Raw genomic sequence first — 24,904 nt, forward strand, 5'->3', positions numbered from 1 at the left:
CCCGACGAAGAAAATCGTCGGGGGGGCCGATTAAAGTGCATTCACAACCTTATAACCAGAGGCCCGCAGAGCTATTGTTGCTTTGGAAACGCCATCCAGCTGTCGGGCTTGGTTGATATGTGAACTGTCTCTCCGATGGTGAGAGCATTCCCTGCGTTGTAAACTGTAATGACCGATGTTTCGACGTCGATCTTATTGCGGTACATCTGGCCTTCGAGATGACTTTCAACGACCGTACCATTCAGTCCATCATCCGAGAAGGATTGTTCGGACGGACGCACACCCAATACGACACTTTGCTGGTTCTTCATCCAGTCCCTTCTTTCGACCGAAACGAAAAGAGGACCGACCTTTATACGCGCACGATCTGCATCAAACGCATCAATGCGTCCTTCAAATTCATTCACCTCACCGAATAGACGCGCGATAAACAGTGAGCAGGGCGCATTCATGATCCTCGCGGGCGCTGCTTCCTGTAGTATATTGCCTTTCTCCATCACGCCGACCCTGTCGGCCAGGCCGAGCGCATCATCGCGGTCATGCGTGACGATGAGAGCAGTTGTCCCTAATTGTTTGCACAGTCTGCGAATTTCGCCGCGAACGTCCGCGCGGAGCAGAGGGTCGAGATTCGATAAGGGTTCATCCATGAGCAAGATGCTTGGACGCTGGGCAATGGCTCTCGCCAATGCAACCCGCTGCTGCTGTCCGCCTGAAAGAAGTGTGATGTTTCGATCCGCCAGATGGCTGATCTGCATCATGTCTAGCACTTCAACAGCGCGCGCCTGGGCGTCTTTAGAGGAAAGGCGTGTTCGGCCTCGTTGAAGTGTGAAACGAACATTTTCCATGACCGTCATAGTGGGCCACAACGCGTAGGACTGGAACACCATGCCGATAGGTCGTTGTTCCGGGGGGATCCAGATGCCCTGACTTTCCGAATATACCGGGTCGCCGCTGATCGAAATATCACCGCTTGTTGGTTCTTCGAGACCAGCGATCATGCGCAGGGTTGTCGTCTTGCCGCAGCCTGACTGTCCGAGGAGAACATAGGATTCTCCTTCATTGATCGAAAGATCAAGGTTCTTGAGAATGTGGTTGCCACGCTTTCCGCCAAACTGCTTGTCGATCTGCTTCAATGCAATTGATGTCATGGGATGAAGACCGTTCATGAACGGGCGCCCGGGCGCCGAAGGAGAATAAGAAAGCCTGCGAGGAACACGGCAACAATGGAAAACAAGGCGAGAGACAATGACGCTGCCTGTTGGGTTTGACCGGCGCTATTGTAAAGGAAGATGCGCGAAGCCAGAGTCTGTACATCGCTGTTGCTCAATACGAGTGTAATCGGCAATTCCTTCAATGTTAGCAGGGCCACCCAAAACCATGCAAAGAGCAAACCAGTGCGGGCTGCCGGAATTGCTATTCTCAGAAGAGACTGGCTGGGCTTGACGCCAGCCGTTCGGGCATATTCCACCATTTCAGGGTTAAGCTGCCGGAAAGCGTTTTCCGTGATGCGATGAGCTGTCGCCAGATAGCGCGAGCCGATAGCCATTGCCAGCAGCCAGACCGTACCGAAAATGGGCACATAGCGATAAGCAGCCAGTCCACCCGTGTTGAACACAACCGCGATCACTATAGATGGGACGGCCAGACTGATAACAGTCACGAGATTGACCGCTTTTCCAATGGCTGGTGCGCGGTGTGCTATCCAGGACATGGAGATGGTGAAAAGCAGAACACTGAACGCTACCAGCAGCGTGATGAATAACGTCGTCCCGCCAACATTAACCAATTCTGTCCAGAAATCGCTCCCAAAGCCCGAAAGCGATATGCGCGAAAGAGCATCAATGCTTGGAGCCGCGGGCGTTGGTAGTAGCGCGGTCCAGATGAGCATCAAAAGCGGCAAGCCAATCCCCATGAAAGCGTAAATCGAAAAGCCGATCAGCCCCGTCCACTGAGCCTTACGGCTCAATCGGACCGATGCCGCGCGAGCGCGCCCGCCAATCGTACCAACATTGGCGCTTCGTTTGAAGACCAGAAACTGGACCGCGATCAGCGCGACTAGTACAAGAGCGGTCAAGGTGCCGATCGCGGATGCATGACCATATTGCGGAAGAGACATTGCGGACTGCGTGAACTGGTAGACCCATGTCGCGACCACATCGATGCGCACGGGCATACCCAGCATGCCGACATAATCAAAGGTCTCTACAGAAATCACGAGGAAGAAAAGCGCCGTACTTATCAGGGCCGGCATGGTCATGGGAAGCAGAATGCGGAACACAATGGTTAACTTGCCAACACCATGGACACTCGCGGCTTCTTCAATTGCGCCGTCGATACTCGAAAATGCGGGGGCGAGGAAATAGAAGGCTGGCCCGACCATTGTTATGCCCTGAAGGAGAATGATCCAAAGCATGGAGTAGACATTCACAATCGCATGCTGCCCACCGATCTCCCGCCACCAAAGGTTGACAATGCCGTTTGTTGGACTGAGAAGGAAGATATAACCTAGCGCAACGAGAAAGCCCGGAATGGCAATCTGACTTGTAGCGGCAACGAGAAGTGCCCGACGCCAATAGAAATCGGTTCTCGCGTAAAGCCAGGCTAATGGTATGGTGATCACGAACATCACTACAAGACTACCAATAGCAACGATTGCAGTATTGAGAATGACGGCTCCAAATTTGGGCGCTCCTAATACCGATTGATAATAATCCAGCCCCCACGTGGCGGTTTGATCGGAATTGAGGCTGCTCGCAACCAATCCGATGATGGGCAACAGCACGAGGCCCATGGCAACAAATGCCAGTATAGTAACGATAGTCCCTAGCGGATCTTGACGCCGCCGTTTGATTGCTGACATTGAACTCAATGAACTGGACATGGCCATCAGCTATTCCTTTGGATGCGATCAGAAGGTGCGCAGGAGTTGCGCGACGGCTTTGCCAATCTCGACGCCTTCGCTCGTCCACCAGCTGGCTGGAGCGGAATAGAACCCATCCGTCATTTTCGCCATTTGAAAGAGGTCCGTACCGGGGGTAGTATGGCGTGGCCAATCGAGGACCTCCGCAGACAGCTTTTGTCCGTTTTCGGTCTGGGATAGCCACCATGCTACCAGCATCGCGCTATTCTTATGTGAAGAGCTTTCGGTAACGACCGCAAAACGCGGAACCAAAGGAGATTTTATTGGGGCGTAGGCGACCGGCGAACCATTGGTGATCTGGCTTGTAGAGATACGAATACCAAAGCCGATTGGGTATTCCCCGCTTTCTACCAGTGTCCGAATTGCCGTTGGTGCAGGCGCGACACCGACTTTGAGATCATTGAACATCGTCTTGACCATGTTTAATGTAGCATCCCGGCCAAGCCCGGTTGCCCAGGGTAAAAAGATGTCAGGTAATGCCGCGGTTACAATACGGCCTTTCCATTTTGATGATAAAAGCTCATCGAGGTTCTTTGGTATTTCATCCGGCTTTAGCAGGTTCGTGTTGTAAATGACCGGGCGGGAAAACTCTGCAACGAACAAACCATGTATGTCGGTATTTGTGTCCTCGGGGTTGGCATCGAGACTGGCCCAGTCCGTGGGTGCGATTACCCCGCCGCCTTTCATGACATTGAGCAAGGGAGGTACAGTGACAACGATATCGACAGGTGATTGCACACCCGCATTGTGCTGTTGGATTAGCTGCTGAATATAAACTGGATCCGGGGCGCCACTGACGAGTGAAACGCGGATTTTTACTCCAAGATCAGCTTCTATCTGCTTTTCGAGCTTCTCTTCATCACTGCGTGTACGCGGATCTGTGCTCACGAATATTGAAACAGATGCTTCCTCTTTGGCAGCGTCCCTTAGCGATTGCACCTTCTGGGAGAGGGGAACTTCCGCCGAAGCGGAAGTTCCCTTTAATGCGACCAGTCCAATTATACCAGCCATAACGGCAAAGTGTCTGAAGCTTGAAGACTTCATTACCATGCTCCCCTATATGTTCTGCGCTTCTAAGGCGCTTTGGCTTCTTTAAAATTCTGGTAGTTACGGCCGGTTTACCGGCGTTTGATGTTTGCCTCTTCACTGCTTGCGCTAAATCGATATCTGGTCGCTAGTCGATATGATTCATCTCAGTGGAGACGGTATTGTAACACTCTGCGCCGGTCTCGGTGATTGCGACTACGCCGCCGACGAGCGACCAGTAACGCCCAAGCCGACAATCCGGTTGCAGCGAGAAAGACATTCCCGGCTTGATCTCATAATCAAACGGCATTTTCTCACCGCCATCAACATCTGGATACCGCGTGGCCAGTTCAGGTACATGAGTACGGATTCCATGCGCTGACGGACCGCCGCCCAGCAATGGATTGAGAGCTGCAATTTGCGGAGTGAGATGCCAGCCGCCGTTGCGGTCAGTCGGAGCCTCCATGGCTTCGAACACTTCGCGAAAGCTGGCGCCAGGACGCAACATTTTCATGCCGATCTGAAAACTTTCTTTCGCCGCAGCACGACAGAGTTCTGTCTGCTCAGGCACTTTTCCAATGGTGAAGCTCATATTGACATGCGTGTTGAGCTCCGCAAAATTCGGAAAAATCTCTGCGCCTACGATATCGTTATCTTCCAGCACGCGTGGCTGATGTCCGCGAACAAGCCATGTTGGCTCACCCCATGACGGGTTCTCAAAACCGGTCTGCAACATCATCCATGTGACACGCATTCCCAGTTCGAGCTGAGCCGTGAAGCCTGCGGTATAAATCTCCATTTCGGAAACCCCGGGCTTGGCGACTTTTATCATTGCCTCGATGGCTTTATCACCAGCAATTGCAGCCCGACGCAAATGCGCCAGATCCGCCTTGCTTTTTTGAGCCATGACGAGCCCGAATTCCTGAGTGACCGGAAGGATGGTTGCATTCGGCAGGCCTGCTTCCACAGCCAGCCATGCATCTTTGGGTACCCATCCGTAGCGGAAGAAAGGTCCACCCCATCCCGCGCCAATGACACCAATCTTTCCTTTGTCGAGACCTTTCTCACGAAGTATTTCAGGTCCGAGTTGGGTGACTGCACCTGTACGAATATCGTGGACCCAGCCGCCATGGCCTCTTTCATGTGCAACCATGCTTTGCGCTGCCACCTGTGCAGCAAATGCAATCATGACCGGTTCGCCGTCGCGCGGGAAAACCAAATGCTGATATCGGCGATCATAGGTGAGATATTGGCCAGCATCATAGCGATCACTGCGATCCGATCCGAATATCAAAAGCGCGTCGAGGCCATGCTGTTCCATGAACTGGCGGGCTTGGTTCCAACGATATCGACGCTCTTGCTCATTGGCTGTCTCACTTGTGCAAAAATCGGACACTGCACATTCCTTCCATTTTTGATGAGCGTGAAGAATATCACTATCGCCTTTTTGATCAACAGTAAAATGTTATAGATGCAAAAATGATTGATGGAGTGGCTTCTTGCTTCCGGCGGGCTGTTAATTCTGTTAATCAGAGCGCGACAATGTTGGAGAAATTTGCTTCATATGAATAAGCGACAAGCCTATAGCGTTCCCACTGCTCTCCGTGCCCGTTCACAGGCTGAAGCGGCAAAAACATTCTCGGACAAAGCTTTTTTTCTGATCAAAGCGGATATTATTGACTGCATCCTTTCGCCGGGTGATTTGCTCTCGACACAAGAGCTAATGGTCCATACTGGAATGGGGTTATCCGCTGTTCGCGCAGCTATGGAACGGCTTGTGGCGCTTCGTTGGGTCACGTCAGCGCCGAATAAAGGTTATCGGATCGACGGAATAACGTTAAAAGACGTCATTGAGTTATTCGACCTCTCGGAGACAATTTCGCCGCAACTGACTCGGATGAGCTGTGGGCGCATTAACGATTCCTATAAAGATCTGGTTTCGCTGGCAGATGTGGCTTATGGCGTTGAAGCTGCCCAAACAGAAGAGCAAGAACATCGTGTTCTTCTTGCCACCGGCGATATAGTCAGCGCTATTCGTCTGGCGTCCAATAACTCTTACGCGATTTCACTGACACAGCAGGTTTCTGAACGGCTGGACAGAGTGGTGGCAGCACGCCGCAGATATTCGCCGTCGCCGATAGATTTTCGTCGCGACTTTCATCCGTTGATTGAGGCGCTATATCGCAATCGCCCCGACGATGCGGAAGCCGCATCACGGATCAACATTCAGCGCATGCGATCAATCATCATAGACCGAATCTTGCGGGCAGAAGGTTTCGCGGGTTCTCAGATCTACGCAGACGCATAATTCTGTCACAGATGAATGCAGTGCGGGCTATGAATGCGATTTCCGTCCTGCGTTGTCTCGTCCCATTAGATGATAAGTATTTGTAGCCATGCCTTCGATCATAACCCAATGGCTATGGTATTTTTTGTTTATTCGACTGGCAGTGCTCTTGAAAAGCGGAATAAGTGTTCCCGCAGGTGCATCGTTCTGTTCTTGTAAAACTACAGTTTAACTGCTGCTTTAATTTCGGTTGCCATTGGCCGTGCAGCTTGCAGAAATTCGCTTTTGAACCTCCTGGCATGAAAAAGTTTCAGTCTGTCCATTGATTGTATGAATTTTTTATAACATGTTATAAGAGTCAGATGATATTTAAGTGATATCATCACATGGCAAAAAAATCATAAATATGAGGGAAACAATGCGAATCCAAACATTACTGGCAGCTTCCGCTGCAAGTTTCGTCTTCGCCTCCGGCTCTCAGGCCGCCGATGTGATCGTGGCGCCGGAACCTGAGGCGGCACAATATGTTCGCGTTTGCGATGCTTATGGCGCTGGTTATTTTTACATTCCGGGTACGGAGACCTGTCTCCGCGTCTACGGATATCTGCGCTATGACATTAAGGGTGGTAGCGATGCCTATACCGGATTTGATCGAAAGGGGTGGGATAAAGACGCCCGTTTTGTATTTCAAACGTCCACTGCTTCCGAGACCGATCTTGGTACTTTGAGGACATTCACGCAAACTCGTTTTGTAAACCTGTCAAACAACTCGCGTGAGGATGGTGAATATGGCACTGCGACCAGCCGAGTGGAGTTCCGCACAGCTATTATTCAACTTGGTGGGTTCAAGATTGGCATCGAGGACAGTGAATTTCATACATTCACCGGCTATCTTGGCGATATCATCAACGATGACGTCGTGTATGCCAGTTCCTGGCGTACGGGTAAAATTTCATACACTTTAAAGACCGAGAGCGGCATTTCTGCGGTTGTCGCGCTCGAACAGGGCGCTGATCTGTATGGCATCGACGGTTATATGCCGCATGTTCTCGGCGGCTTGAAGTATACGGCGGGTTGGGGCCGTATTGCCGCTACTGCCACATATGACTCTGTTATTGAGGAATGGTCTGGCAAGGTTCGCGGTGATGCCACGATTAACGATCGCTTTTCGGTTTGGCTGCAGGGAGCCTACTCCTCTGCAGAAACACCTTATCAGAACTATGGGCAGTGGGGTGGCAACTGGGCTGTGTGGGGTGGTGCGAAGTTTAAAGCCACACCACAGGCAGTCATCAACATTCAGGCCGCCCGCGAGGATTGGGGTAAAACCGCGCTGGCTGCCAATGTTTCCTACACATTGGTCCCGGGCTTCTCGGTTACTCCGGAAATTACATATACAAAATGGGATAGCGATCATCCATTGCGCCAAGCAGGTCTCGTAGACGCAGATGGAGTAGGTGGAACAATTCGCTTTCAGCGCTCGTTCTAATTATTCCCGATCATGAGAGACATTCTGGCCACCTTAAGGGTGGCCGGACGTTGTTGATTGCTGACATTGGGAAAAAGGGTTTCCCTCCCCGGGCCACGTGAAGGCCACGGGGAGGGAATAACAGGGTCTATTTTCAATTCTCGTCAAAATGTCAGTCGACTGAAAAAGCCGCTCTTTGCAGTTGGTTCTCAGCTTTCCGTGTTCAGAACATTGTATTTGAATTGGCCGCCTTTTCAGGGACGGACTGAATAACATCCCAATGCTCGATGATTTTCCCATCCCTGACGCGGAAAATATCGACGATTGCGTTGCCGCGCTCGTCTGGTGTTCTCGTCGAATGTGTATGGAGCCAAACCAAATCCTTATCGGCTGCGCTACGCACGATCCGAGCTTTGGCCTGGGGGTACTCTTTGAAGTGCTGTGTGAAGAATGCGACAAACGGCTTCTTGCCGTCGGGCACATAAGGATTGTGCTGTTTGTAGTCGTCCGCGATAACGGCTGCGCCGCTCTCCACTTCATGCTGGTTGAAGACGCGATCGTAGAATTCAATCACGAGTTTTCGGTTGGTCTCTTCAAGGTTTATGTCACGTGGCTCACTCTGCGCCGATGCCTGATTCACTGTGGCTATGCTCATCAGTGTGGCTGCCACAGTGATGGTCGTGAATAGATGCTTCATGTATCCGTCCTCGCTTGCATCAATCTGCTCTTGATGGAAAACGCAATGTTTCCACATCAGTAACATTTTACTATTGCTATTTATCTCGCAAGAGATATTTTATAACGATAATGAAGGGAACAATCACTGCAAAAATAGCGAAAGCCCAGCAATACTGGCCAATGATATCGCGGTATGGGAGATAAAATTAATGAAGATAAAAAATATATTCATCGCAGTGCTGGTATTTGAAACTCTTTGTATCTGTAAGTCCTATGCTGAAGATCAGAATAACCAAGTAACGCCCGGTGGAACGGTGCTGTTTCAAACGGTATTCGGTCGTGCCGGAGTGCTCACCAAGTGGAGCAGTAACGAGACCTACGGCACCATTCAGGCGCGTATCAATCAAGAAATGGCCCACAAGGCGAACGCAGATGCGACTGGTATCACGAGCGGTTACACAGATAGCGCGAGTGTATTTGTCACTCCGGTCTCAGCTCTGGTCAATTTGCCTGGTGGCCGGTCATTTATCGCATTCAATGCCAGCTCTACACACTCGTTTGAACGGGAGAGTTTGACTTACGGCGATTTCTCGCTGGGCGCTATTTCCATCGAGTATATGAACATGCCGACAGACAATTTTGCCTGGGGCATTGGGGCGACTTTCGATGCGCAGAACACCGATCTTAATGTCAGCGACGGTACGGTGAATAGCAGTAATGGTGGAGTGCGCACTGATGTTCTGTACAAGATGAATGATCATCTGGCTGTTTCAAGTCGCTTCGCCGCGATGTGGGGACGAACAAAGACTATGGTGCCGATCGGCTTTACTGACTGGAAGAGTGAGCAAGATTATACCCGCCTGTACTGGCAGACTGATTTGGTTGGCACACTGAGCCATGAGGACTTTAGTTTTATTAACGAGAGATGGCTCGTACGCCCGTCACTGACGACGGCAATTCATCGAACCGAGCGACGGGGCACAATCGATAATCTCGGTGCACCTGTTGAAGCGGATGTGATCAATTATACGATGATAGGTGCATCAGTTCGTATAGAGAAGCCGGTATTTCGTCCCGGTGCGTGGTCTCCGCAATTTGAGGTTGGCGTTGAGCATGAGGTTGAAAACACCTATGGTCATTATGCCGACGAAAATAGCTATCTCACTACGAAAATTGGATTTGGGCGTCGCTTTGGTAAGTCATCCTACTTGAATGTTTCCTATTCACGCGCCGATGGTTTCAAGGGCGCGCGTCGCCAGCAAGCATTAACGACTGTCTATTCAATAGCATTTTGATGAAAATTGATTTGGCTTGCGCCGAACGCGGCTGCGGCTGTCATTGCAAGCCAGACAATCCCATAGCGAGTATGTAATTTCTTACTTGTCAGTGTTAACGAGACAGTGGCAGTGAGCGCGTTCCTCGACGTCGCTGGAATTGTTATTGACTGGCAATCAGGCTGAACCGGGAGGTGTTTAATCAAAATCACCCTTCCATCGAAAACGACCATCTAGCGCCAGGCTCGGGAACGAGCCACGGCGTCTTTATGTTTCGCCCGCAATTCGTAACGCGCGATTTCGGTCGGCCAGAAATGATCGACAGATATTGCTTTAGCCAACGACGCGCTGTCGAAGATATGTGCCGACGCAAGACTGGCGCATCCGAAGGCAGTAAGTTCATTCATTTGGGGCCGATCTATCTGCCGTCCAAGTATATCAGACAAGAATTGGCAAAAGTAATTACTTAGATGGCAAAAGAGCCCGAAGACACCATTACGGACCAGATCAGTGAATTACGCAGTCAGTTAAGCGGATTTTCCGCGCAGTTGGCCGATCGCCTGGGTTCTGCGACCGACAAAACTGACGACGCGCTGAATACAGCAAGCTCGGTAGTTGAGGACGTAGTATCGAGTGCACGTCACCACGGTGAACGTGTCTTGCAGGCAGCACGTGACAATTCGGGTGCAACGACAACGGCTTCTGCCGCTGTCGGCATCGTCGTCCTCCTGATCGGTCTGCTCATGGGGCGCACCGGCTCGTCCGGTCGCGGTTAAAGGTATTTCGGCGCGGGAGGGGCTTCCAGTCCTTCCCGCACTCTTCTCGCGGTGCCTCATTAATACGGGTTTCAGTATCGATTCACTGCCTCTCGTTGTTGCATTGATTGATGAGATTATTGCTGTAAGTTAGTGGTAGCTTGTCTTCATTGGGGTTCCAGAATGGTCAGCCGGACATATGATCGCATCCTCGCCAGCTCTACGACGATCGTTACGATACAAGCTGCGCTCGGTCGCCGCGCTGTTCCAACCCTGGCGGTTGCGGGATTGGCGACACTTGCTGGAGCGGTTTTTCCCACGATTGCCGAAGCAGCGTGTTTCAATGTTACGCGGAACATAGCCATTACAGGCTCCACGACTGCGGAAGGGCAGCCCGACGAAGGCGAGACCGTTACCTGCGATGCGAATGCGCCCAATCCCTTCACATACGGGGTGATCGCAACGACGGGTCAGGACAATATCACTGTAACGATTGGTGCTGGCGCGATCCTCAATCCGCCGGGTTCCGGCGTTCTGCTCGACGATTATGCCAATGCCGTAAACAACGGCACGATCACGACAACGTCGCTGAATGGCTTTGGGATGTCGAAGCAATATCAGGGAACGCTCACCAATAACGGCACGATCACCACAACCGGCCAGACAGCGCATGGCATGCGCTCGCTGGGAGGTTTCGGCTTCTTGACCAACACCGGAACAGTTAATGTAAGCGGTTTGAATGCCTATGGTGTTCTGGCGGGCGTAAACGAAACCGTCGTCAATTCCGGCACGATCACTGCTTCCGGGGATGGCGGCAACGGTGTTTATATGCTGGGCGGTACAGTCCTGACGAATACCGAAACGGGCGTGATCACCAGCACACTGGCTACCGGTGTTCTCGGTGCTGGCAGCCGTTATACGGTGAGCAATGCCGGTATCATTACGGGTGGTAATGGCACGGCGATTAGTCTTGCAGGTGGTGTCAATACCATCAACGTGACGGGTGGCGCTATCACAGGCGACGTGCTCACCGGTGCCGGTGTTGATACGCTGAACTGGACCGGTGCGGGCACGATTGCCGGAGAAATCCACCTGAATGGTGGCGACGATATAGCAAATCTGGAGAACCTGACCGAAGCCACAGTCCGGCCGACCACAGTGATTGATGGTGGTCTGGGCACGGATACAATTACGCTGACCAATGTGCAGACATCGCAGCCTGAGCGTTTCATCAACTGGGAAAGCATCAGCCTTTTATCCGGTTCGCAACTGACCATGGGCGGCGACCTGACACTCGGTGATGCCGAAACAGGGACGGGCACACTGACCATCGATAGCACCAGCTCGGTCATCGCGAGCGGTGGAAGCTACGCCATCTCGCCGAGTGTGGCAGGTTCTGCTGTCGAGGTCGAAAATGCTGGTCTGATCGATCTGGCGGCCGGTGGCAGCTCGGTGGGTGATCGCCTTACCATCAACGGCGATTATACTGGATCGGACGGCGACTTGCGGCTCAATACGACATTGGGCAATGACAGTTCCGCAACCGATATGCTCGTCGTCACAGGCAATACTGCTGGCAGTACGCTGGTGGACGTCATCAACGTGAACGGCACAGGCGCAGTCACCACGGAAGGCATTCGGATCATCAGCGTTGGCGGCGCATCCGATGGTTCATTCACGCTTCTCGGTGATTATGAATTCAATGGCGATCCAGCTGTTGTTGCCGGTGCTTATGCCTACAGGCTCTATAAGGGTGGCGTGTCGACGCCAAATGACGGCGATTGGTATCTCCGCTCGACAATGAGCCCGGTGGAACCCGAGCCGGAGCCAGAACCGGGCAACCCTGAACCGGAACCAGAAGAGCCTGGCGAGGAATTGCCGCTCTATCAGCCAGGTGTCCCCGTTTACGAAGCCTACCCGCAGCTGCTTTTGGGCCTGAACGGTCTCCCGACGCTCCAACAGCGCGTTGGTAATCGCTATTGGAGCCACGCAGGCAATGTCATGCTGTCGGAAGGCGCGGACCCAATCGGTTCGCCTTACGCGCCGCCGCAGGAAACGGGCGTTCTGATCGAAAATAATGGCGTATGGGGCCGCGTCGAAGGCGTGCACACAAACATGTCGCCACGTTCCTTGACATCGGGCACTGATTACGACTTCAACACGTTCCGCCTTCAAGCCGGGCTCGACGGTCTTTTCGTCGAGAACGAAAGCGGTAAGCTGATCGGTGGCTTGACCGTGCATTACGTGCACGGCAAGGCCAAGACGCGCTCCATTTATGGCGACGGCGAAATCTCGACGGACGGCTACGGTTTTGGCGGCACGCTGACATGGTATGGAGAAGGTGGTTTCTATATCGATGGTCAGGCGCAGGCGACCTGGTATGACAGCAATCTGGATTCCACGCTTGCCGGGGTGGGGCTGACGGACGGCAATAACGGGTTCGGCTATGCGCTCTCGCTGGAAAGCGGCCAGCGTGTAATGCTGAACGAGCAATGGTCCGTCACGCCGCAAGCACAGCTCGTTTATTCGAATGTCGATTTCGACAGTTTCAATGATGTCTTTGGCGCGCAGGTGAGTCTTGACCGAGGTGATAGTCTGCAAGGTCGCCTTGGCTTGAGCATTGATCGGCAGAATTCCTGGTACAACGATAATGGCCTGATTGACCGAACCTATCTCTACGGCATTGCCAATCTCTATTACGAGTTTCTGGATGGAACCAGGGTGGACGTTTCCGGCACCGGCTTTACCAGCCGTAACGACCGGTTCTGGGGCGGCATTGGGCTTGGCGGCAGCTACAATTGGAATGGCGACAAATATTCGCTCTTTGGCGAAGGTACGATCAACACCAGTCTCGCCAATTTTGGCGACAGCTATGCCTATAAGGGGACTGTCGGGTTCCGCGTGAAGTGGTAAAATCGCACAATTTATGTCCGACCTAAGCGGACAAGCCCCCAGCATCGCTTCCCAATCGGTCTGGGTTTGTAACAGCTATTTGCAATATCAGCAAAACAGGTCAGATGTGCTGTACAGGTTAGGCAACGAATACTTTCGGTACAGAGAGCTTCTTTGACTGGCAATCAGTTTGTTGGATTGATTTATTCAAATAGCGAAAGGATCGGTCACCGGCTCATTTTTTTCAGCAGGTTGGAACCAGAGCCGGTTCTGACAATGGGAAACAGTCCAAACGACGATTTGGGCGAGAAACTCTCGATGTGTCTGCTGCCGTGAAATTCAACGCAACATATCGGCAAGTGCGAGGCGCATCGAGTGGCTCGAGATTTCAAAAATTCCACCATAGGGCCGGTCAAGGTCCAGAATAACGAACACTACGCTTATAACCGAAACTATGGCGATTGCGACGATGCAGAAGGATAGGGAGTTTCGAGGCGCCTGAAGGCCAAAACTCAGGAACATCAACATTAGCCAGAACACCAATACCCCAAAAAATGGTTCTGAGAGCGAGCCTTGGGTATCTTCAATAACGGTCCAGCGGGCCGCAGAGACAACGGCGAAAATGTCCTTGCACCGCGTCGCCAGTGCCTGATGCAGCGGATCCCGCGGTTGCAAAGCCGCCAATGCAATGCCGATATCGTTCATTACGCCAGTGAGCACAGGGGCTTCTCCAACGAGCGGAAACTGGGATGTGTCCGGATATTTCACTCCTGCTGGGTGAGGTTCATCAGGCCAGGTGCTGGCGATGACTGCGGCTGTGTAACCATGCAATTGCTGCCGCTGTTCCACCAGTTCAGGGCCGAAATCTCTCATGCAGCCATCCAGTTGCGTGAGGTTTGCGGCATAATGATTACGGTCATGAGAGGCTGTGTTATAGGAAGCCAGTTCAGAAGCGAGTAGCAGGCTCAGGACCAGTGCAACGAAGGTTACCAGAAGTGCGGTCACAATTCGTAGAAAGTCTAAGGATTCATTGCTACGGTGTGGAGCGGGAAGTCGGACCCGTAAAAACGCACCTGCTGCCGCGCTGGCAATCAGGATTATCAATAATAACAACGTCCAGACTATTTCCCGATCCACGACAGCCATCCATTGGTCATGAATAATCTCACTGGTGTATTATCGTTCCGAAGAATTAAGCCGCTATTTTTCCCACGGATAGCTTAGGTCGTCAAAACTATTCAGCATGAACAAGAGTTTTGACGCTCAATGATTTTTTAATGTCTCGCAAAAGCAAGATGGTCTGCTAGCGGCTCCATTCGGGAGGTTAGACTCCCGCACTCTCTGATCGGCAACCGCCCGGAAATTATCTCCTTCTAGGCAATAGAAAACAAAGCTTTGTACTCAACGGGGATTGAGGTATGATTTATTCATACCTAAATGGATCGGGTAAAATAGGTGCGAAATGGCTAACATCGAAAAACGTACGATTAGTCTGCCTAGTGAACAGGCAGCATTTATCGACTCAAAGATCAAGACGGGTGACTACGCTTCGGTCAGCGAGGTTGTCCGTGCGGGTATCCGGGCCCTGCGTGAACGGGACGCGGCCATCGAACGCTGGCTGAAAAACGATGTAGCAGCTTCTTATGATGCAATGACGTCCGACCCATCTCGGGCAGTATCAGTTGATTCCGCTCTGGACTCAATTCGTCAACGGCATGCCAAGCGTAAGAAAGATCTCAAGTGATAAGTAGGACAGTAGTTCTATCACCCGAAGCGGAGATGGACCTTTTGGCCCTTTATGACTGGATCGCGGAAAATGCTTCTCCGGATACCGCGCTTGGCTATATTGAAAGATTGACCAAATACGTGCGTGGCTTTGAATGCGCTTCTGAGCGGGGAACATTACGGAACGATATTCGTGAGGGGCTACGAACGGTCGGGTTCGAACGTCGAGTTACGATTGCTTTCAATGTTACTGAGAGCCAAGTGATCGTGTTGGGCTTCTATTATGGCGGTCAGAATTGGCAAGACACCCTGTCAGAGCATTGAAAAGAAAATAATTTTTTTCGCAGCGCAGTGGGGCTTCCTGATAATTAAGCAGTTTCATAAGTGGAAGCGAGAGACTGCCAGAGAACCATAGGTTCTGTCTCTTCAAAGAGAACGATCTACTTTCCAGCGATGGGTGTGTTTCTGACTGACAATCAGCGTTCCGTTGCAGGACATTTTTGTAACAGAACCTCTACCCTTCTGGTCGAGCGAGGATCGCACCTCCTGAACTGAGCGCAATTGCTTCGGAGCGTCGCTGAACGAACATGCGGAAGCGGCGGTTTCCACGCAGGTAGAATTCGTGCAAGCTATTCAGATAAGAGTGGTATAATGCATTTCAACGCGCAATAAGGCGCGTTCGATCGTTGAAGATCGGATTTCACCATGAAAATGCCCAATGGATAAATTCCGCTTTTGGCGGAGCGATAGTTGGTGCGATTGCAACAATGGCTGTTGGCTTTACCTTCGGCGGCTGGGTCACTGGAGGGACGTCAGAACATCTAATCGCGTCCAATATGTCTGACGGTGTGGCACTCGCGCTTACACCATACTGCCTGGAAAAATCGAAGAATGATCCCGAGGCCGTAAAGGTGATGGCCGAATACAAAGCCGCACCGGCCTATTCGCGCCGCACGCTTATCGAAAAATCCGGCTGGGCCACGCCGTTGGGAGCGGAACAACCGAATGCTGCGCTCGCCACAGCATGTAGCAATGCGCTTGCTAAAGCGCTTTAGCGCGAATGCAAGCGTGCATTAACAGGAGGCTGAAATGAAAAAGGAGCGTTCATCCACATCGTCTGAACACAATCAACCTGTACGTCCGCGCCATGAAGAGGATCAGGCTGCCAGTAAAGGCGACCTTAGAAATGCTCATCGGCAGATGAGTGAACCCTCTCGGGATTGGACCAGGCTTGCAAACATCTTGCGACGTGCGTGCGGTGGATTTTCCCGCTCGCGCACGGGACGTCATGGACCGAGAGGTGGTAAACCCGATGAGAAATGATACAACCGCGCTCGAACGGAAGGTTCTGGCTCACGAACAGATACTTCAGGTCCTTATCGGCCATCTGGCTGAGACTGAGCCCAAGTTTCTGGATCGATTGAAGGCAGTGTTTACCCGTCATCATAATCTTGGAGTAAATGAGCAGGACTATTTTGACACAGCTCAATATGCAGAGCAATTCATTCGTGAAATTGAGAAAATGCAGGAATACAAGGCAACAAGATAATCCTCGTTGGCTCATTGGAATTTAAGAAAAATGCGAAGGCAACTACTATCGCCTTTCAATCACTGCTGGAAGCATTATCGCGCTCCGCACACGACGCTTGAACCGGGCTATTCGGCGACATAAACGGATAGTCAATTAAAGGCTCCACTCCAAGAGCGCAGAGCCCAGTTTCGTCGAACTGAGCATATTGCCAACCCAAAAATGCGGAGTGTTGGTTGGTGGCCATTATTCGAATAAAAAACGTGTGCCGACTGCCAATCGAACCAAGCGGCTCCTTTTTTATCTGCCATCCTCAAACAGGATGAGAACACCGTCGTTTATGGTTCTTCTATTAAACCTGACAGCCTCATAGAAACGCCCGGGAGCACTTCAGCTCACCATCAATTGCTCCGGCAAACGATAAGACAGGGAATGTAATGATTGTAAACGTTGGAGCCGCAAGGCGCGAATGGGCAGATACGGCTACGATTTATAACGAAGCACTCAAAGAATCTCATACAGAAGCTACGTCTGATGGAGGGCTGCAGATCACTTTCGTAGCATGCGCCATTCATGGTCGAGAGCGTGGTTCATCCCAGTATCGATATACCGTCATCCTTACATCAAGCGAGTTGGCGATCCTAACTGCACAAACTAAACTTGATTGAGCGAGACTGTGAGCCTCGAAGGAGCCGGCCACTAATTGGTATAAACGTTAAACGCTGGACTGATAGAAGGCTCAGTTCTTGCCGCATCGTTCCTGACTGGCAATCTGGAATTGGCGCTACGTTCAGTAACAAGGGAGAGTCGGTCCTGCTCCTTCAATCTCACTTTAATGTAGTAACATCCAAATAAATTTCCCCTGATGCTCTAACAACGCTCAGCCGTCGTCTTTCTTTATCAATTAGCATCGAAATTTTTAGCCCATTGTTTGTATTATCGTTCATGTCCCTAATAGTGATATGAAGTCCGTGATCTCAGCTAGCCCATTAATGCAATGGATGACGCGGATCGTCATGGGCCTTGAAGAGGAAACGTCTGGCGATGTCCAGATAACCGTTATAAACGAGCCCACCGTTCCGTTCGATTAAAAGCTGACGGTCGCGGTGATAGATCGTGGGAATCTTGTACCAGGGTATGGCTGGTCTTTGGTGGTGCAGGACATGCAGATTGTTATGGAGAAAGAGTAACCCGAAGACAGGTGTATTCTCTACAATTGCGGTGCGCTCCTCATGATGCTCGGCAAAGCGATGCTCCGCATAGGAACGGAGTCGACTGAGAGTTGCACCGACATAAACAAAACCGAGCATATATAACCAGAGCGGCATTTTGCATATCCACACGACCCATAGCAGGACGATTGCAACCGCACCGAAATGGCCGATCCAGAGTTTCGCCCGGGTGCGATCACCATGCCGGATCTGTTCGAACTCTTGCGCCATAAAACTCAGGATCATCACGAGGGGACCAATTGTCAGGCGCCCAAGCAGAGTCATGTTCCAGCCCGACAAAGCCTTGCCGAAACGCCCCATACGTTCCCACGCTGCCCGCGTGAGATAAAAGGATTCGGGATCTTCGATGGGGTCCGTCAGATGTTCATCACGATGATGTGTCAGATGCCCCTCACGATATATCGGATAAGGCAGCCACAGAGACAGCGGCGGCCAGCCTATTGCGTCATTGATCAGACGATTGCGGGTTGGGTGGCCGTGAATGACTTCATGTTGAAGCGAGGAATGCCAGGCAATGATCCACCCGCCCGCGGCGATCACAACAACGACCGGTAACGATGCCCAGAACCATGTCACGGCAAGAAATCCGCCATAAATAGCTGCAGCCAATATCACGGTTTGCCATTCGACAGCCGCTATATCTGCAACGTCTGATTTTGCTGAATCATTGCGTATTGAATTGTCCATGAGCGCGTTCTGAAACCGAAGAAGACGGGCTATTATAGGAGCCGGACCGCCTCAGCCGCGCCGCATGGTTTTGCGCACAACTGCAAAAAAAAGCAAAAGTTCATGCCACGAAGCGATGTATCGAAAAATAATTATTCTATAAATTCTATGGATAAAAAGCTCTAATAAATCCAGTTATTTGCGAAGCTTTCAGCCGCGAGGTCGGCCAAGGCTTAATCCTGGAGGGGCCCTCATGTCATTCGATCCAACCCGCCGACAAATATTGGTCGGGAGTGCATCTCTTGCTGCTGCTGTCGCGCTTGGTAGCGTTCATCCGGCCTTCGCCAATACGGATCGCTCGAAAATCGTTGTGCGCGTCGAAAAAGACCTCTCCAACCTGGATCCCGCCAACCGTTCCGGCCCTGTCGATTTGAACGTCATCTGGTCTGTGCAGCAAGGCCTGATCTCTTTCAAACCGGGTTCGACGCAATGGGAACTCGATGCAGCAGAAGAACTTCAACAGGTCAGCGACACCGAAATTCGCTTTAAGCTCAAAAGCGGTCTGGTCTTCACCGATGGTTACGGTGAATTGACCGCCGATGACGTGAAGTTCTCTTTTGAGCGTTTCACCAGGCCCGATGCGGAAGGAAAGCCTGTTACATATGCCAAGGATTGGGCTGCTCTCGACCGTGTTGAAGTCACGGGGCCGCTCGAAGGACGCATTATTCTCAAAACTCCGGCACCGGCGCTCTACACGATCGCACTTGCGGATGGTTCCGGACGCATCGTTTCCAAAAAAGCTTACGAGAAACTGGGCAAAGACGTTGCAACAAGGTTGATCGGTAGCGGCCCATACGTTTTGAAAGAGTGGAAACCGCGTGAACAGTTCGTTCTTGAAATCAACCCTGATTACAAAGGTCCGATAAAACCGCATTTCCAGCAGATTGTCGGCAAGCCCATCGGAGAACAGAAGACGGCTGAAATCGCCTTCCAGTCGGGCGAGATCGACTTCACCGCGATAGACCCGGAAAAAGGCAAGCCGCTGGCTGCATTGCCGGACGCCAGCGTGACGGAAATTCCGGCCATCGATTATGTCTGGTTCGGTCCGAATATCGAAAAGCCTCCATTTAACGATGTGCGTGTGCGGCAGGCCCTGCGTTATGCGGTCGATATCGAAGCGATATTGCAAGGCGCATATTCCGGAATTTATCCGCGCGCCAACGCCCTGTTGGCACCTGGTTTGCTAGGCTACTGGAAAGACGCGCCGGTCTACAAGCGCGATTTGGAGAAAGCACAGGCGTTGCTAGCTGAAACGGGTCAATCCACCGGGTTCAAGACGAAGCTGACGATTGAAGCCAATGCGCGCTATGAAGCGATTGCCCAGATCATTCAGGCCAACCTTGCCGAGGTTGGTATTGAAGTGGAGATCGAAGCACTGGAATCTGCAGCCTATTGGGCCCTTGGCAACAATGACGCCAGCAAGGACCTCGAATTGTCGTTGATCAAGTTCAACGGAAAGTTCGATCCCGGTTTTCAGACCCAATGGTTCACCTCGGATCAAGTCGGCCAATGGAACTGGCAGCGCTGGAAGAATCCGGATTTTGATGCCTTGCACGCGAAAGGCAGCGTGACGGTCGACCCGGCAGAGCGGGAAAAAATCTATATCGAAGCGCAAAAACTACTCGATGAATCCGCTGCTTTTATCTGGATTACGCATAACCTCAATGCTTTTGCCTCGCGAAATTGGTTGAAACCCGGTGTATTGCCGAATGGTAACAACTGGCTCTATACGGCTTTCTCGGAAACAACGGCCTGAGAACGTGACTGCTGTTGTGATGTATCCCGGGGATATGCCTCGATGAAAGGCATGTCTCTCCACACCCATCTTGCATTCAAAGTGGCAACGGCACTTCTCGCCGTTGTCGGTTCCGTCGTATTGTTGACCGCCCTGACACGTCTTATCCCGGGAGATCCGGCGACAGTCATTCTTGGTTCGCGCGCAACACCGGAGGCCATTGCCGCTCTCAATTCACGCATCGGCCTCGATAAGCCATTGATCGAGCAGGTTCTGAGTTTCTTCGCACGGCTATTGAGTGGCGATCTTGGCGAAGATGTTTTCAATGGCCAATCGGTGTTGGCACTAGTTGCCGGTGCACTGCCCAATACTGTCGCTCTTGCTGTTTCCGCCATGCTTTGTGCGATCGTTTTTGGGGTGCCGTTGGCGCTTCTTTCGGCTTGCTGGCCGGGTGGCAGGCTGGATCGTTGTGTCGCTTTTTTGAGCGTCGGATTTATCTCGACGCCCAGTTTTGTGGTCTCCGTCTTCCTGTTGATGGTGTTCTCGGTGACACTTCGCTGGTTTCCGGTCTTGGGTGCGGGCGAAACCGGTAATCTCAGAGATCAGTTCTGGCATCTGGTGCTGCCAACCGCAGCACTTGCCGTCGGTTGGATCGGCTATATTGCGCGGCTGTTGCGCTCTTCACTGCTTGAAGTGCTCAGCGAAAGCCATATCAGAACACTCCGTGCTTATGGCGTAAACGAAGCGATAATCCTGACGAAATACGCCCTCAAACCGGCCATTTTGCCCACGGTTGCGGTTCTCGGCATGGGTTTTGGTGAATTAATGGGAGGCGCCGTATTTGCGGAAGTGATTTTCAATCGGCCAGGCTTGGGGTCTCTCATTTACGATGCCATTCGCACCCGCAATTATCCGGTTGTTCAAGGGGGCGTTTTTGTCATCGTGCTTCTGTATGTAGCGACCAATCTCGTCGCCGAACTCGTCCAGAGCCTGATCGACCCGCGGGAGCGCGCACGGTTTACGTCCGGGCGGAGCCAATGACATGACCACGATCATCAATCTATCGCGCCGGCCTGGCGGCAGTTTTGCACTTTTTGCCGTCATGCTGCTATGTGTGATTGCAATCGCTGCGCCACTGATTGCACCCTACAATCCTAACACCATTGCGCCCGGAAATCGGTTTGCGGACCCGTCTCTGCAACATATTCTGGGAACCGATCATCTCGGTCGCGATATATTGAGCCGCCTGATTTATGGCGCACGGGTGGCGCTTGGTATTTCGCTCTCGGTTATCACTATTTCCTTGAGCGCGGGTGTTTCGTTGGGAGTGGTCGCAGCCCTTTCGCCACGGGCAGTTGATCTTTTCATTGTCGGTGTCTTTGACATTGTCACCTCTTTTCCCAGCGTCATTCTCGCACTGGCATTGGTTGCCGTGTTCGGGCCAGGGCTTGGTAACGTCGTATTGCTTGTCAGTATCGTCTTTATTCCGCATTTCGGACGCGTCGCGCGTGCGCAGACCATTGCCATTCGCAACAGTCCGTTCATCGAGGCGGAAAAGGTGTTGGGTGCCGAAACTTGGCGACTGATCCTGCACCATGTCACGCCCAATATCATTGGGCCAATATTCGTATTGGCCTGCATGGACATCCCCGTCGTCATCACCATCGAAGCGGGATTGAGCTTTCTCGGTCTCGGCGTTCGCCCACCTTTAGCAAGTTGGGGCAATCTGCTGAACGACGGCTATACCTATCTCGACCAATCCATTTGGCTCGCCACTTTTTCGGGTCTTGCCCTGATCGCGGCTACACTCGGCTTCGCTCTTCTGGGCGAGGCTTTACGCGACACGCTCGATCCAAAACTGAGGAGAGAACTGTGACCGAAACTCTACTCAATATAGAGTCCCTGAACGTATCATATCGCGCGGACGGTCACAGGACGCATGTCCTTGACGACGTCGATATTGAAATCCGGCATGGGCAATCCGTCGGTCTCGTCGGAGAAAGCGGCAGCGGTAAATCGACTGTCGCCTGCGCCATGCTCGGTCTGCTTGCCGCAAATGCCGAGATTTCCCTGCGGCGCGCCATTTTCGATGGCCGTGAAACCAATTTTATCGCGAAAGATACGGCAGCCCGACGCGGTACCGATATAGCCATGATTTTTCAGGACCCGATGTCTGCACTCAATCCGATGTTCATGATCGGAACCCAGCTCGTCGATATCCAGCGACGCCGATTTCCAAAAGAAAGTCGAGAGGGTCTTTGGCAACGTGCAGAAGCCATGCTTGCCGATGTTGGCGTTCCGGATGCAGCGCTTCGCATGCGGCGTTATCCGCATGAATTTTCCGGCGGTATGCGTCAGCGCGTGGTGATTGCGATGGCGCTGCTGATCGAGCCAAAGCTTCTGATTGCAGACGAGCCGACCACGGCGCTTGATGCCACTATCGAGGCACAGGTGGTCGAGATTTTGCGTCGCCTGAGGCAGCGCACATCGGCCTCGATGTTGGTGGTGAGCCATAGCATGGGTTTGATCGCCGAACTCTGCGACACCGTCATCGTCATGTATGCCGGAACAATCGTCGAAAGTGGTCCGGTAAGTGCGGTGCTGCATCGACCGCACCACCCTTATACGCGAGCACTGCTCGCCTGCGAAATCGATCCTTACGCGGGGTTTGATCCTTCGCAGAATCTGACAACCATTCCCGGAAGTGTTCCCGACCTGTCCAACCGTCCCGAAGGCTGCATCTTTGCCAGCCGATGCCCCTTGCGCCACGACATTTGCAGACAAAAGCCACCGAAGCGGCAAGGCGGCAATGGACAGAATTATACGTGCTGGCTGGAGGCGGCACGATGACGGCTCCGGTTATGTCGCTCAAAGATATTGTCGTCCGCTATGATCGTCTTGTCGCAGTCGACTGCATCTCACTTGAATTGCAACGTGGCGAAACGCTGGGTTTGGTTGGCGAAAGTGGTTGTGGCAAGTCTTCCGTTGCACGTGCGCTCGTCGGATTGCAACCGCTGGCCGGTGGTAGTGTGTCGGTCGAAGGCGAAATTCTGCACGACCGTTCAGGCCAAAGCCGCTTGGTACAACAACGCAAGATTCAGCTTTTGTTTCAGGATCCCGCCGCATCGCTTTCTCCCCGTATGACCGTGCGCTCGCTTTTGGCGGAACCCCTGAAAATTCGACGGGCCAATACGCCCGAAAACTGGGCGCGTATCCTTGCGCTTGGAAAAACTATCGGGCTCGGTGAACAGCTTTTTACGCGCTACCCGCATCAGCTCAGTGGTGGACAGGCCCGGCGTGTGGCACTCATGCGAGCGCTTGCTGCCGACCCGACTGTCATCGTCGCTGACGAGCCGACAGCAGGTTTAGACATTTCGGTACAAGGCGAACTCCTGAACCTCCTGAGAACGCTGCGCGACCATCTGGGGTTGAGTTATCTGCTCATCTCCCACAATCTCAACGTTGTCGGTCGTGTTACCGATCGTGTCGCCGTGATGTATCTCGGTCAGATCGTTGAAAGCGGACCGACCGCGGCACTGTTTCGAAATCCGGCACATCCCTACACACAGGCATTGCTATCTGCCAACCTCACGCTTGATACCAGCCGCAGGCGCGAGCGCGTGGTCCTTTCCGGCGAATTGCCGAGCCCCATCAATCCACCATCTGGATGCCGGTTCCATAAACGCTGCCCAGTTGCCCGGCAAAAATGCGAAAATGAAGCTCCGGTCCTGAAGACGGGAGCAGATGCGCGCAGCGTGGCTTGCCATTTTCCAATCGCGGCTTATCCCGCTATGGTTTCTCAGGCGAGGGTGGGATAACCATGGCGTACTGCCTCCCGGTCCAGTTCCGCAAGAGCCTCGTAATCGGCGTCGTCCAGAAAACGAACACCACGCAGCGAGAGCGTATCGCAGACATCGCCCAGTTTCGGATCAAGCGTGATTTCCGTCAGGGCCGCACGCAGGATTTCCAATTCCCGCGCCGTAGTGGACATGGAAGTGATAAACGGCAGACCCGGCCCCTTCACAGTCTCTGCCAGAATGCGAACGCCGGCCACATGGTCAGGGTCGAAGCGCAAAATATTTCCAAAGGTGATGCAGTCGACGCACGCAACATCGACCTTGCCGCTTGCCACCGCTTCAATACTCGACCAATGCCCGCCGGTTTCCACGATGGAGGAAAAGAAACGTCCGTTGATCGCGTGCGGTGCGATGAAGTGGCGGAACAGATTATAGCCGGAGTTGCTTCCCGGATCGTTGATGGCCGCGCGTCCACCACGAAAATCCTCTATCGACGTTGCAGACGATTGCGCATTCACAATAATGAAACTGCACTTGATCGGCCCATCGCAACCAGGAAGACCATAGACCGGTGTTGCGACAAGCCGCACTTTGCCGCGCAAGTCCTGGACATAGGGGTAACCGCAAGTCTGCGCAAAGATCAGGTCAGGCCTGAGCCAGGCCTCATTAAAAGGAATATCGTCGTCCAATGTGGCCGGTGCTTCCATGCCTGCGGAACGAAGACGTTCACTCAATGCCATCCAGAACAGCCTCGTCGCCTCTTTCACCGGTGGCGGATTGATGTACATGGCAAGGCTGGCAAAAGTCATCGGCAAGCTCCAAGGATAAACGCAGAAAAATCTATGCATTACATGGATTTAATGT

General features: G+C 52.4%; 22 protein-coding genes. 14 read left to right on the forward strand and 8 right to left on the reverse strand.

Annotated features, from left to right (window positions below; translation table 11 throughout):
- Positions 1 to 71 precede the first annotated feature (71 nt).
- The 4 genes from ACTJKP_RS18570 to ACTJKP_RS18585 form a co-directional block, all read right to left on the reverse strand.
- Complete coding sequence (locus tag ACTJKP_RS18570) at positions 72 to 1,166, reverse strand: ABC transporter ATP-binding protein (RefSeq protein WP_440631726.1); 1,095 nt, start codon at positions 1,164 to 1,166, stop codon at positions 72 to 74.
- The gene (locus ACTJKP_RS18575) at positions 1,163 to 2,887 is read right to left on the reverse strand and encodes an ABC transporter permease (protein WP_440631727.1); all 1,725 of its coding nucleotides are present in this window, start codon (positions 2,885 to 2,887) and stop codon (positions 1,163 to 1,165) included. The genes ACTJKP_RS18570 and ACTJKP_RS18575 overlap by 4 nt, the downstream gene beginning before the upstream one ends.
- Positions 2,888 to 2,908: 21 nt before the next feature.
- On the reverse strand, positions 2,909 to 3,964 hold the full coding sequence (locus ACTJKP_RS18580; RefSeq protein ID WP_440631728.1) for a hypothetical protein: 1,056 nt from the start codon (positions 3,962 to 3,964) through the stop codon (positions 2,909 to 2,911).
- Between the two features lie 130 nt (positions 3,965 to 4,094).
- Entirely contained in the window at positions 4,095 to 5,342 is a 1,248-nt protein-coding gene (locus tag ACTJKP_RS18585; RefSeq protein ID WP_440631729.1) for a M24 family metallopeptidase, read from the reverse strand.
- 168 nt (positions 5,343 to 5,510) lie between these two features.
- On the opposite strand from ACTJKP_RS18585, the gene ACTJKP_RS18590 reads away from it, so the two are divergent.
- Both ACTJKP_RS18590 and ACTJKP_RS18595 read left to right on the forward strand, forming a co-directional pair.
- Positions 5,511 to 6,254: a GntR family transcriptional regulator gene (locus ACTJKP_RS18590; RefSeq protein ID WP_440631730.1), complete on the forward strand. Its 744-nt coding sequence runs from the start codon at positions 5,511 to 5,513 to the stop codon at positions 6,252 to 6,254.
- A gap of 397 nt (positions 6,255 to 6,651) precedes the next feature.
- The gene (locus tag ACTJKP_RS18595; protein ID WP_440631731.1) at positions 6,652 to 7,719 is read left to right on the forward strand and encodes a porin; all 1,068 of its coding nucleotides are present in this window, start codon (positions 6,652 to 6,654) and stop codon (positions 7,717 to 7,719) included.
- A gap of 202 nt (positions 7,720 to 7,921) precedes the next feature.
- Here ACTJKP_RS18595 and ACTJKP_RS18600 read toward each other — a convergent pair whose 3' ends face one another.
- Positions 7,922 to 8,353: a nuclear transport factor 2 family protein gene (locus ACTJKP_RS18600; RefSeq protein ID WP_440631765.1), complete on the reverse strand. Its 432-nt coding sequence runs from the start codon at positions 8,351 to 8,353 to the stop codon at positions 7,922 to 7,924.
- A gap of 232 nt (positions 8,354 to 8,585) precedes the next feature.
- Here ACTJKP_RS18600 and ACTJKP_RS18605 point away from each other — a divergent pair, with 232 nt between their 5' ends.
- The 3 genes from ACTJKP_RS18605 (at position 8,586) to ACTJKP_RS18615 (ending at position 13,318) form a co-directional block, all read left to right on the forward strand.
- Positions 8,586 to 9,671, forward strand: a complete 1,086-nt coding sequence (locus ACTJKP_RS18605) for a hypothetical protein (RefSeq protein WP_440631732.1) — start codon at positions 8,586 to 8,588, stop codon at positions 9,669 to 9,671.
- Positions 9,672 to 10,120: 449 nt separating this feature from the next.
- Positions 10,121 to 10,426 carry a hypothetical protein gene (locus ACTJKP_RS18610; protein WP_440631733.1) on the forward strand — a complete coding sequence of 102 codons (306 nt, stop codon included), beginning with the start codon at positions 10,121 to 10,123 and terminating at the stop codon, positions 10,424 to 10,426.
- Between the two features lie 162 nt (positions 10,427 to 10,588).
- Complete coding sequence (locus ACTJKP_RS18615; RefSeq protein ID WP_440631734.1) at positions 10,589 to 13,318, forward strand: autotransporter family protein; 2,730 nt, start codon at positions 10,589 to 10,591, stop codon at positions 13,316 to 13,318.
- A 318-nt stretch (positions 13,319 to 13,636) separates the two neighbouring features.
- Here ACTJKP_RS18615 and ACTJKP_RS18620 read toward each other — a convergent pair whose 3' ends face one another.
- Complete coding sequence (locus ACTJKP_RS18620) at positions 13,637 to 14,443, reverse strand: hypothetical protein (protein WP_408914191.1); 807 nt, start codon at positions 14,441 to 14,443, stop codon at positions 13,637 to 13,639.
- Between the two features lie 316 nt (positions 14,444 to 14,759).
- Here ACTJKP_RS18620 and ACTJKP_RS18625 point away from each other — a divergent pair, with 316 nt between their 5' ends.
- The 4 genes from ACTJKP_RS18625 to ACTJKP_RS18640 all read left to right on the forward strand — a co-directional run bounded on the left by ACTJKP_RS18625 (position 14,760) and on the right by ACTJKP_RS18640 (position 16,571).
- Positions 14,760 to 15,041, forward strand: a complete 282-nt coding sequence (locus ACTJKP_RS18625) for a type II toxin-antitoxin system ParD family antitoxin (RefSeq protein ID WP_025091185.1) — start codon at positions 14,760 to 14,762, stop codon at positions 15,039 to 15,041.
- Positions 15,038 to 15,346 carry a type II toxin-antitoxin system RelE/ParE family toxin gene (locus ACTJKP_RS18630; protein ID WP_280992324.1) on the forward strand — a complete coding sequence of 103 codons (309 nt, stop codon included), beginning with the start codon at positions 15,038 to 15,040 and terminating at the stop codon, positions 15,344 to 15,346. The genes ACTJKP_RS18625 and ACTJKP_RS18630 overlap by 4 nt, the downstream gene beginning before the upstream one ends.
- A 362-nt stretch (positions 15,347 to 15,708) precedes the next feature.
- Entirely contained in the window at positions 15,709 to 16,077 is a 369-nt protein-coding gene (locus ACTJKP_RS18635; protein ID WP_440631735.1) for a hypothetical protein, read from the forward strand.
- Between the two features lie 257 nt (positions 16,078 to 16,334).
- Positions 16,335 to 16,571 carry a hypothetical protein gene (locus ACTJKP_RS18640; RefSeq protein ID WP_094543862.1) on the forward strand — a complete coding sequence of 79 codons (237 nt, stop codon included), beginning with the start codon at positions 16,335 to 16,337 and terminating at the stop codon, positions 16,569 to 16,571.
- Between the two features lie 968 nt (positions 16,572 to 17,539).
- Here ACTJKP_RS18640 and ACTJKP_RS18645 read toward each other — a convergent pair.
- Entirely contained in the window at positions 17,540 to 18,469 is a 930-nt protein-coding gene (locus tag ACTJKP_RS18645; RefSeq protein WP_440631736.1) for a fatty acid desaturase, read from the reverse strand.
- A 232-nt stretch (positions 18,470 to 18,701) separates the two neighbouring features.
- Here ACTJKP_RS18645 and ACTJKP_RS18650 point away from each other — a divergent pair, with 232 nt between their 5' ends.
- From ACTJKP_RS18650 to ACTJKP_RS18670, 5 genes are read left to right on the forward strand one after another with little or no spacing between them, the layout of a single operon-like run.
- On the forward strand, positions 18,702 to 20,264 hold the full coding sequence (locus ACTJKP_RS18650; protein ID WP_440631737.1) for an ABC transporter substrate-binding protein: 1,563 nt from the start codon (positions 18,702 to 18,704) through the stop codon (positions 20,262 to 20,264).
- A 42-nt stretch (positions 20,265 to 20,306) separates the two neighbouring features.
- Positions 20,307 to 21,284: an ABC transporter permease gene (locus ACTJKP_RS18655; protein ID WP_440631739.1), complete on the forward strand. Its 978-nt coding sequence runs from the start codon at positions 20,307 to 20,309 to the stop codon at positions 21,282 to 21,284.
- 1 nt (position 21,285) lies between these two features.
- Positions 21,286 to 22,119 carry an ABC transporter permease gene (locus tag ACTJKP_RS18660; protein ID WP_440631740.1) on the forward strand — a complete coding sequence of 278 codons (834 nt, stop codon included), beginning with the start codon at positions 21,286 to 21,288 and terminating at the stop codon, positions 22,117 to 22,119.
- Complete coding sequence (locus tag ACTJKP_RS18665; protein ID WP_440631741.1) at positions 22,116 to 23,093, forward strand: ABC transporter ATP-binding protein; 978 nt, start codon at positions 22,116 to 22,118, stop codon at positions 23,091 to 23,093. Before ACTJKP_RS18660 ends, ACTJKP_RS18665 begins: the two co-directional genes overlap by 4 nt.
- Positions 23,090 to 24,061 carry an oligopeptide/dipeptide ABC transporter ATP-binding protein gene (locus tag ACTJKP_RS18670; protein WP_440631742.1) on the forward strand — a complete coding sequence of 324 codons (972 nt, stop codon included), beginning with the start codon at positions 23,090 to 23,092 and terminating at the stop codon, positions 24,059 to 24,061. The genes ACTJKP_RS18665 and ACTJKP_RS18670 overlap by 4 nt, the downstream gene beginning before the upstream one ends.
- Here ACTJKP_RS18670 and ACTJKP_RS18675 read toward each other — a convergent pair.
- Complete coding sequence (locus tag ACTJKP_RS18675; protein WP_440631743.1) at positions 24,043 to 24,849, reverse strand: phosphate/phosphite/phosphonate ABC transporter substrate-binding protein; 807 nt, start codon at positions 24,847 to 24,849, stop codon at positions 24,043 to 24,045. The genes ACTJKP_RS18670 and ACTJKP_RS18675 overlap by 19 nt on opposite strands.
- Positions 24,850 to 24,904: the final 55 nt, after the last annotated feature.

Origin of the sequence: Brucella sp. 22210, assembly GCF_052045675.1 — a bacterium.
In the GTDB taxonomy this organism is placed as follows: Bacteria; Pseudomonadota; Alphaproteobacteria; order Rhizobiales; family Rhizobiaceae; genus Brucella.